This window comes from Snodgrassella alvi (genome assembly GCF_002777425.1).
Classification (GTDB): Bacteria; Pseudomonadota; Gammaproteobacteria; order Burkholderiales; family Neisseriaceae; genus Snodgrassella; species Snodgrassella alvi_B.
In genome coordinates this window covers 1-9,304 of record NZ_MDVC01000068.1, presented here as the reverse complement: position 1 = coordinate 9,304, position 9,304 = coordinate 1, and the positions used below count along the sequence as shown (strand labels likewise).

The window sequence follows — 9,304 nt, the reverse complement described above, 5'->3', positions numbered from 1 at the left end:
CACACCAAAGCAGCTAACCCCTTACCGGAAAGCTGCTTTTATTATTTCCAGCACTCAATCATCTACACCGTTGATAAAATACAACACAAAAATTACCTAAAAATAAATACAAATTAATATAAATCAACAAATAAACTAATTTAATAATTTTAATTTAACAAAATTAAACCAAACCATGAAATACTAAAGCAATAAACTGGTAACAAACTGTGTTTATCAACCAAAGGAGACATAAGCATGGGAGAAGCCTACTGGGCTGCCCGCGAGGGAGACATCCTTTTACACACCTCCATGCTTGCAGACATCGTTGGCGCCGCCGTAGAAATCGCCACCTACGCCGCCATTACCGCGGCCGCAGGCTTCCTCGTTTTTGGCACCATAACCACCGGCGGACTGGCATTAAGCCTTGTCGTAGGCATCGTCATGGCCATGACCGGCGGCGATAATGTCGTATCTAATCTCGCCGACTGGGTCAGTAGCATCTTTCCTCTCAACGAAGATGGCAAAATCACCACCGGCTCACCCAATACCCGTATCAACAGCAAACCGGCAGCTCGCGCCGCGGGCACAATAGACCCAAGCATCGAACTGACCGATGACGGCGAACAACCACAACAACCCACAGAATTCCTCGACATAGCCGCAGGCATACTCAGTGGCTTGTGGGAAATGGCTAAAGAAATTTTCAGACCTACCGTAGCTACAGCCGATCCACGGGCAGTACCCAAAGATAACGACAAAATCACCTGCGCCAAGCATCCACATCTACCCGGCACATATGAATACATGGCCGAAGGTTCCAGCAAAGTCTACATCAACGGCCAGCCTGCCGTACGCAGCAACGACCGCAGCACCTGCGAAGCCAAAGTCACCGACAACTGCGAGGGTGGCGTCAGAGTTTCCAACAACGTGCGCATCGGTGGCAAACCCATCGTCGTGCGCCCGATCCGCAGTGGCAAACACCCCATATCCTTAGGCGTTGGTATATTAGCCTCCCTTAAGCGTCCCAATAAAAGATGTGTCCAAATTGGCTGTCTGCTGGTCAACCTTGCCATTAATGGCGCCACCAGCTATGCCATCGCCAGCACGACCAAAGCCGTCACCCGTGGCAACCCCGTCCACCTGCCCACCGGTGCCAAACTCCTTGCCGGCACCGAAGAGCTCGACTTCACCATCCCCGCCCATTTCCCCATCGAATGGCAGCGTTTTTACAGCAGCATCGATACCCGCACCCATAACATGTTTGGTGCCGGCTGGAGCATCCCCTATGAAGTAGAAATGGAAATCAATCCGCAGTCAGACGGTTCCTGCACCGCCTTCTACATTAACGAACAGGGACGGCGCCTTGAAATCGAAGCCTTGCAGCCGGGTGAAGGTATCCGCATCGTCAGTGAAAATATCAGCATCCGCCGTGGCGAACAGAATCGCTGGGTCATCGAAGACGACGACGGCACCTACCGCCTGTTCGAACCCGACCCAAACAACCCCAACCGCCTCTGCCTTACCCTGCTGCAAGACCGCAACGACAACCACCTGTTTATCTACCGCGATCAGCACAGCCGCATCAGCCACATCAGCGCCGACAACAACACCGCCACCATCTCCCTGCACTATCAGGATAAACGCCTTCCCCAGCGCGTTACCCACATCAAAAGAGAACTAGCCGATGGCAGCAGCCGGCTACTGAGCCAGTACCACTACAGTGAACAGGGTGACCTGCAACAAGTCATCGATGCTGAAAACCGCCCCACCAGAGAATTTGCCTACGACAACGGCCGGCGCATGACTTACCACCGCCTGCCTACCGGCCTACAGTGTTATTACCAGTGGCAGCACTTCGACGGAGCAGCAGAAACCGCATGGCGCGTCATCCATCACTGGAGCGAAGCCGACGGCAAACGACTAGAAGACTATCACTTCCAGTATGATCTCGAACAACGCCTCACCACCGTCCACGACAGCATCGGCCGCAGCAGCAAACACTACTGGAACGAAGTCTACCAAATCACCCGTTATATCGACCCCCTCGGCCAGACTACCGAATTTGAGTGGAACGAAGACCAGCAACTGGTCAGCGTCACCGATCCGCAAGGTGGGAAGTGGCGCTACAGCTACGACGAACAGGGACGCGAAACCGCCGAAACCGACCCCCTCGGCCGTACCAGCCAAACCCAGTGGCTGCCGCACTGGGCTTTGCCCACCATCAGCGTCGATCCCGATGGCAGCACCTGGCGTTACTACTACGACCAGCGTGGCAACCTGCGCAGCGTTATCGACCCCCACAAACAGCGTACCCAGTACCAGTACGATCAGCACGGTCAGATCGTCAAAATAACCGATGCTCGCGGTGGCAACAAATACCTGCGCTGGAACCAGAACGGCCAACTGATTCAGCACAGAGACTGCTCCGGCACCATCACCGAACTGAATTACGACCGGCACAACAACCTCATCGCCATCGTTGACGCCCAATGCAACAGCAGCAAATACCACTACAACGCTGCCGGCCAGCTTACCGGCGTTACCTTAACCGACGGCAGACAGGAACACTACCGCGTCAACAGTGCCGGCCAGCTACTCACCTATACAGACCCCGCCGGCCACAGCACCCACTACCAGCGCGACCCGCGCGGACTGGTGCATACCCGCATCGATGCTGCCGGACGCAAACTCGGCTTTAACTACGACGCCTATGGCCGCCTTAACGCCCTTATCAACGAAAACGGCGAACACTACCAGTTTCAATACGATGCCGCCGACCGCCTCATCGAACAAACCGATCTGGACGGGCGTAAACAGAAATACAACTACGATGCACTGAATAACGTCAGCGCCGTGCACTTTGCTGCCGGCAGCAGTGCCGAAATCACCCACCGCTTCAAACGGGATGCCATCGGCCGCCTCATCGGCAAATACACCACCGACGGCACCACCGCCTACCAGTACGATAAAGCCGACAACCTTATCAAAGTCGGCTACAAAAAAGCCGGCCTGCCCGCAGAAGCCGAACCCGATATCATCGCCTTCAGCTACGATCTACTGGGTAACCTGCTGAGCGAAACCACCGCACAGGGTACCCTCAGCCACCAGTACGACCCACTGGGCAACCGCATCGCCACCACCTTGCCGGATGGGCGCACCATCAACAACCTCTATTACGGTTCCGGCCACCTGCACCAGATAAACATTGACGGCCACATCATCAGCGATATCGAACGCGACAACCTGCACCGCGAAGTATTACGTACCCAGGGACGCCTGAACACCCAGTTCAAATACGACCGTAACAGCCGCCTACAACACAAACAGATACAGCGCAATCAGAATCCGATTCTGCCCGATATCCTCATCGAACGCAGCTACCAGTACGACAACCTCGACCGGCTGGTAAGCAAAAGACACAGCAAACACGGGCAGACCGATTACTACTATGATCGCACCGGCAGAATCGAAGGCTGTCGTAACCAGAGATACTGGGAAACCCTGCAATATGATGCTGCTGCTAACCTATTAGACCACAGACGGCCAATAGAATTAGACCCCAGCAATCAGAATGTCATCCGCTGCAACCAGCTCCTGAATTTCAGAGAACACCACTACAGCTACGACGAGCACGGCCGAACCCAAACCAAACAGAGCATCGGCGCCACCCAGCACTACCACTACGACGCTGAACACCGTCTGAGCGAAGTACGCATTGAGCAAACAGGCCGCAGCCAGCATTACGGCTACGTCTACGACGCCTTAGGCCGGCGTATCGAAAAGCATCAGATAGACCGCGACGGCCAACCTTACAATCGTACCCGCTTCCTGTGGGACGGCTTAAGAATGATTCAGGAAACCGGTCCGAATTACCCCACCAGCCTGTATATCTATACCGACCAGAACAGCTACGAACCACTGGCGCGGATAGACACAGACGGCAACCAAGAACAACATATCCGCTACTTCCACACCGACCTGAATGGCTGCCCAGAAGAACTAACCGATGCAAACGGTAAAATACTTTGGGAATGTAGCTTTCAGTTATGGGGAAAGCGGATTCATGAAATCGAACACGAACCCATAGAGCAGAATCTCAGATATCAGGGACAATATTTAGACAGGGAAACCGGCTTACATTACAATACTTTCAGGTACTATGATCCGGATATAGGTAGATTTACCCAGCCCGACCCGATTGGTTTAGCTGGTGGTTTGAATCTGTATCAGTATGCGCCTAATGGGTTGACTTGGATTGATCCGCTAGGATTGAGCTGTACAGGGAAAATGCAACCATATCGTTTCGATGATGTAAGGGTTAAAGGACCTCATTTAGATATATCTATTAATGGAAGAAAGATTACGGAGGCTAAATTAGGTTTAGATAAAGCTGGCAATCTTATCTGGGAGCGGTTTGGTGACATGAAAGGTATTAGTAAAAAATCCATAAATCAAGCTAACAAGCATATAGAAGGTTTGATAAACGATAAAAAAATTATGGGACAAACTAAAACCCAAATATCTCATACCATAGAAGATTTTAAAAAGATATTAAATGACCCAAATAGTAATAAAAAGTCAATTGAATTGGCTGAACGGGGTATGGTTAAATTTTCAAAAATGCTGGAGAAAATTAATGGACTTAACTGATTTTCTTAGAACAGGGATATATTTGGAATTAAAAGTAGGCTTATCAGAGAAAGAAATATATTCTATTTTGCAAAAAAAAGATTTGGGTAAAAAATATTATTTTGATAAATTGAACAAAAGTGAAGGTTTTTCTTATTTTTATGATTCACTGGAAATAATGGTAGTTGATTCCAAGATATATTCCTTAGGATTTGATTTAGCTCGTCATCCAATTACTTTATTAAATAATATAATTATATATTCTGAAACAAGTTTTGAACTTATTATGAAATATCTTGATATTGCTGATATAAACTGGTCTTTTGAAAAACAGTATTGTTATAGTCGTGAATTAACGATCAAAACAGAAGGAAATGTTTTAATTAGTTGTGTATATGATAAAGGCAATTATTGGCTATCAAAATTCAAAACATTTAAATAGTTTATTAATCTTTTTTATTCACAGCCAGATGGGCGCACCATCAACAGCCTCTATTATGGCTCCGACAACCTGCACCGCGAAGTATTACGTACCCAGGGACGCCTGAACACCCAGTTCAAATACGACCGCAACAGCCGGCTGCAACGCAAACAGATACGGCGCAATCAGAATCCCATCCTGCCTGATATCCTCATCGAACGCAGCTACCAGTACGACAACCTCGACCGATTAGTAAGCAAAAGACACAGCAAACACGGACAGACCGATTACCGCTATGATCACACCGGCAGAATCGAAGGCTGCCGTAACCAGAGATACTGGGAAACCCTGCAATACGATGCGGCCGCCAACCTGCTGGACAGCAAATACAGAGAAGACTACAGCAACCACAACCTGATTCGCTGTAACCAGCTCCTGCATTTCAGAGGGCACCACTACAGCTACGACGAGCACGGCAGAACCCAAACCAAACAGACCATCGGCGCCACCCAGCACTACCACTATGACGCCGAACATCGCCTGAGCGAAGTACGCATTGAACAGCTCAACAAAACCGAACGATACCGCTACCTCTATGACGCCCTTGGCAGACGCATCGAAAAACAAAAGTTAGACCGCGAAGGCAAACCTTACAACCGTACCCGCTTCCTGTGGGACGGCTTAAGAATGATTCAGGAAACCGGCCCGAATCACCCCACCAGCCTGTATATCTATACCGACCAGAACAGCTACGAACCATTGGCGCGGATAGACACAGACGGCAACCAAGAACAACATATCCGCTACTTCCACACCGACCTGAATGGCTGTCCAGAAGAACTAACCGATGCAAACGGTAAAATATTGTGGGAATGCAGCTTTCAGTTATGGGGTAAGCGAATTCATGAAATCGAACACGAACCCATAGAGCAAAACCTCAGATATCAGGGACAATATTTAGACAGAGAAACCGGCTTACATTACAATACTTTCAGGTACTATGATCCGGATATAGGTAGATTTACACAGCCAGATCCGATTGGGCTGCTGGGTGGGTTTAATCTGTATCAGTATGCGCCTAATGGGTTGACTTGGATTGATCCGTGGGGACTAGATGCTATTCGCGTTTATCACTACACAAGTAAAGATGGATATAACGGGATTATGGGATCCGGTGTAATTAGAAAAAAAGATCCAGGTGCTAGAGGAAAAGGTTCTATTCAGGGCAAACCTCAGGGTGTATATGTAACTACATTATCTCCAGAGGAGCTAAAATCATCAGGCTTGCGAGGTAAAATGGGATTGACCAAAGAAAAGAGTACTAATTTTATTTCATTTGAAATCGATAGCTCTAAGGTTAAAAGAGTAGATCGACAGAATGGATATTTAAGGCTATATATAGAAGAAGATATACAGCTCAGAAGTGCGAATAATAAGCTCCGAGGTGATATTAAACATGGCGCTTCTGGATGCAAATAGTTTAGGAGATAAATATATGACTGAATGGACAGGTGTTATGTATGGGTTTTATACTAATAAGTTGATAGATGATGTATTTTCTTCATTGATCAAAAAAATAGCATCTATTAATTATAAATATAAACGAGATAGTTTTCGAGATGAAGAATTTCTATTTTTCTACAAAAATGATGAAATGCAAGATTATCACCTTGAGAATGGCTATAATTTGGATATTAATGGTGAAGGTTGCTTTGGAATCGAGGCAAAAAATACAACGTTGAATGGAATCGCTACACTATTTGAATTCGATAATGATTCGGATTTTGAACCTTATGATATAAATTTGCATTTTGATAATGTATTTTATTATGTACTTGTATTGCCTGAATTAATTGAAAATTCACTTTTTTGCCAGAATATACATAATTTATTTATTAATATTCTTCATGAGAAAAAAGTAGAATAAATACATATTCAACTACGGACGCTTTACCCAGCTAATCTCGATTGGGTTGCTGGGTAAGATTAATCTGTATCAATATCCGCCTAATGGGTTGACTTGGATTGATCCGTGGGGCTGGAGTTGTTGGAGTACATCAAGAAAGAAATTTTGGAAAAATGAAGCTAAAAATAATCCTAGTATGTACTCGAAAAATAATATAGAATTAATGAAAGAGGGTAAGGCACCTAAATTACAAGTTGAAGTAATAAAAAGAAAAACTGGTGCAAATGAAATAAAGGATGTTTCGATGGAGTTACATCATAAAGATATTCCGCAGAGAGTTGGTGGTGAAAACGTTCATAATCATGATAATCTTACAAAATTAACCCCGTGGGAACATGAAGCCGTCGATCAGTATAGAAAAACGGGTTCTAAGCTTGTGAGAATAATAAAGGATATTGACAAATGGTAAATGTTATTGAAATTCATGAATTTATAAATAATTTCTTATACAGAAGAGCACTAGATGAGTTGGAGAAAAAATACAAAATTTCTACAAATGAAGAAGAATTACCGCCTATATTATTTGAATATGATGCAAATGATATAAATCTATCTGGTGCCTCTTTATCTGATTTAGAAACCATATTAGCTAATAGTCTTGATTCTTTTTTAAAATATACTGCTCTTAAACTCAGTATTTTTCTTAATGAGCCAGATGAACAAGAAGGCAATGATGAAGAGGATGTGCTAATAGAACGCCGCCCTCCGTATAAAAATTTTCTCATCATTCATCTTTTAGAATATTATTTAATTACTAACGACGTCGACAATCTCAACATTTACCTGAAAAAAATTAAAATACCTAATAGTAAGAAATATGGTGAGCAGTTAAAAAAGATATATGCATCGTTATGATTAGAAATTAGAATATAATTTTGATATTTAAATACTTTTTAATATTAAATTTATATTCTAATTGTAGTTAAAATAGGCTGCCGGATAGCTACAAACCTCTAACGACTGTGCTGGTGGTTACCTCGCAGCTTTGCCTAGATTACCGCCGACCGCCTCATCGAACAAACCGATCTGGACGGGCGTAAACAGAAATACAGCTACGATGCACTGAATAACGTCAGCGCCGTGCACTTTGCTGCCGGCAGCAGTGCCGAAATCACCCACCGCTTCAAACGCGATGCCATCGGCCGCCTCATCGGCAAATATACCACCGACGGCACCACCGCCTACCAGTACGACAAAGCCGACAACCTTATCAAAGTCGGCTACAAAAAAGCCGGCCTGCCCGCAGAAGCAGAACCCGACCTCATCACCTTCAGCTACGATCTGCTGGGTAACCTACTGAGCGAAACCACCGCACAGGGCACCCTCAGCCACCAGTACGACCCACTGGGCAACCGCATCGCCACCACCCTGCCGGATGGGCGCACCATCAACAACCTCTATTACGGCTCCGGCCACCTGCACCAGATAAACATCGACGGCCACATCATCAGCGACATCGAACGCGACAACCTGCACCGCGAAATATTACGCACCCAGGGACGCCTGAACACCCAGTTCAAATACGACCGCAACAGCCGGCTACAACGCAAACAGATACGGCGCAATCAGAATCCCATCCTGCCTGATATCCTCATCGAACGCAGCTACCAGTACGACAACCTCGACCGATTAGTAAGCAAAAGACACAGCAAACACGGCCAGACCGATTACCGCTATGATCACACCGGCAGAATCGAAGGCTGCCGTAACCAGAGATACTGGGAAACCCTGCAATACGATGCGGCCGCCAACCTGCTGGACAGCAAATACAGAGAAGACTACAGCAACTACAACCTGATTCGCTGTAATCAGCTCCTGCATTTCAGAAGTCACCACTACCGCTACGACGAGCACGGCAGAACCCAAATCAAACAGAGCATCGGCGCCACCCAGCACTACCACTACGACGCTGAACACCGCCTGAGCGAAGTACGCATCGAACAAACAGGCCGCAGCCAGCGTTATGGCTATGTCTACGATGCTCTTGGCCGGCGTATCGAAAAGCATCAGATAGACCGCGACGGCCAACCTTACAACCGTACCCGCTTCCTCTGGGACGGCTTAAGAATGATTCAGGAAACTGGCCCGAATCATCCTACCAGCCTGTATATCTATACCGACCAGAACAGCTACGAACCACTGGCACGTATAGACACAGACGGCAACCATGAACAACATATCCGCTACTTCCACACCGACCTGAACGGCTGTCCAGAAGAGCTAACCGATGCAAACGGTAAAATACTGTGGGAATGCAGCTTTCAGTTATGGGGTAAGCGAATTCATGAAATCGAACACGAACCCAT

8 protein-coding genes are annotated in these 9,304 nt (G+C 46.8%); 7 read left to right on the top strand and 1 reads right to left on the bottom strand.

What is annotated here, in order from left to right; genetic code table 11:
• Window positions 1-237 precede the first annotated feature (237 nt).
• Window positions 238-4,632 (top strand): RHS repeat-associated core domain-containing protein, encoded by a 4,395-nt coding sequence (locus tag BGI33_RS06945; RefSeq protein WP_100090538.1) that lies wholly within the window; start codon window positions 238-240, stop codon window positions 4,630-4,632.
• Window positions 4,619-5,053 carry a hypothetical protein gene (locus BGI33_RS06940; protein WP_100090537.1) on the top strand — a complete coding sequence of 145 codons (435 nt, stop codon included), beginning with the start codon at window positions 4,619-4,621 and terminating at the stop codon, window positions 5,051-5,053. Before BGI33_RS06945 ends, BGI33_RS06940 begins: the two co-directional genes overlap by 14 nt.
• A gap of 228 nt (window positions 5,054-5,281) precedes the next feature.
• On the opposite strand, the gene BGI33_RS13440 is transcribed toward BGI33_RS06940, so the two are convergent.
• A complete protein-coding gene (locus BGI33_RS13440; protein ID WP_218965158.1) occupies window positions 5,282-5,659 on the bottom strand; it encodes a hypothetical protein in 378 nt (125 codons plus the stop codon).
• A gap of 60 nt (window positions 5,660-5,719) precedes the next feature.
• On the opposite strand from BGI33_RS13440, the gene BGI33_RS13435 reads away from it, so the two are divergent.
• The 5 genes from BGI33_RS13435 to BGI33_RS06915 all read left to right on the top strand — a co-directional run.
• Entirely contained in the window at window positions 5,720-6,511 is a 792-nt protein-coding gene (locus tag BGI33_RS13435; RefSeq protein WP_218965157.1) for an RHS repeat-associated core domain-containing protein, read from the top strand.
• Complete coding sequence (locus tag BGI33_RS06930) at window positions 6,489-6,959, top strand: hypothetical protein (RefSeq protein ID WP_218965156.1); 471 nt, start codon at window positions 6,489-6,491, stop codon at window positions 6,957-6,959. The genes BGI33_RS13435 and BGI33_RS06930 overlap by 23 nt, the downstream gene beginning before the upstream one ends.
• 88 nt (window positions 6,960-7,047) lie before the next feature.
• A complete protein-coding gene (locus BGI33_RS06925; RefSeq protein ID WP_144235386.1) occupies window positions 7,048-7,407 on the top strand; it encodes a hypothetical protein in 360 nt (119 codons plus the stop codon).
• Window positions 7,401-7,853 carry a hypothetical protein gene (locus BGI33_RS13430; protein WP_218965155.1) on the top strand — a complete coding sequence of 151 codons (453 nt, stop codon included), beginning with the start codon at window positions 7,401-7,403 and terminating at the stop codon, window positions 7,851-7,853. The genes BGI33_RS06925 and BGI33_RS13430 overlap by 7 nt, the downstream gene beginning before the upstream one ends.
• Before the next feature lie 225 nt (window positions 7,854-8,078).
• Window positions 8,079-9,304: RHS domain-containing protein (locus BGI33_RS06915; protein WP_144235385.1), on the top strand; the 1,226-nt coding region annotated here is incomplete at its 3' end.